This window comes from Pseudomonas sp. K5002 (assembly GCF_013386655.1).
GTDB lineage: Bacteria > Pseudomonadota > Gammaproteobacteria > Pseudomonadales > Pseudomonadaceae > Aquipseudomonas.
Genome location: NZ_JACARK010001594.1, coordinates 1 through 665 on the forward strand (window position 1 = coordinate 1; position 665 = coordinate 665).

Consider the following 665-nt stretch of genomic DNA (forward strand, 5'->3'; position numbering starts at 1 on the left):
CGTCATCAGCGCCGGGCGCGGCGCGGTGGATCGCGTGGAATTCGGCGTGGCCCTGACCCGTCGCGCCTTGCTCACGGTGGCAACCGACCACGGTACGCCACTGCCCCGTGGCGCCACGGTGAGTACCGCCGAGGGCGAGTTCGTGACCCTGGTGCAGGAAGGCAGCCAGGTGTTCCTGCCGAACGTGCTGGACCCACGCCCCCTGTGGGTCAAGGCACCGGGCATGAGCCGCTGTGAACTACAGGTTGAACTCGCGGAAAAAGCCGACCCGCAGGTGTATTTCGAAACCGCCCCGGCGCGTTGTGTGACGCCATGAGGAAGACTGTGATGAAGCGATTGTTACTGCTGGGATTGGCCCTGGGCGCCATCGTCCAGAGCCGGGCGCACGCCGACGAATGCCAACTGACCCTAAGCCAGTCGCGCCTGGATTTCGGCGTGATGAACCGCGCCGTGCAGCGCAACCCCGGCGCAGAAATCCTGCTGGGAGAACGCCGCCTGAGCCTCAACCTGAACTGCCCGACGCCCACCGATATGCACGTGTTCTACCGGGCCCTGGCCGCGACCGCCGAGCGCTACCGCTTTACCGAGCGTGGCAGTTACCGCGTGCACATCAGCGATGCGGTACTCGACGGCCAGGCGGTTGAACTGGGGTTGACCAGCGGGCA

Annotated in this window: 1 protein-coding gene and 1 pseudogene; both read left to right on the plus strand. The window is 66.2% G+C overall.

Going from position 1 to position 665, the window contains the following annotated elements; translation table 11 throughout:
* Window positions 1–316: FimD/PapC C-terminal domain-containing protein (locus tag HX846_RS38155; protein WP_306173213.1), on the plus strand; the 316-nt coding region annotated here is incomplete at its 5' end.
* Between the two features lie 11 nt (window positions 317–327).
* A pseudogene (locus tag HX846_RS38160) lies at window positions 328–665 on the plus strand (hypothetical protein); the annotation flags it as partial.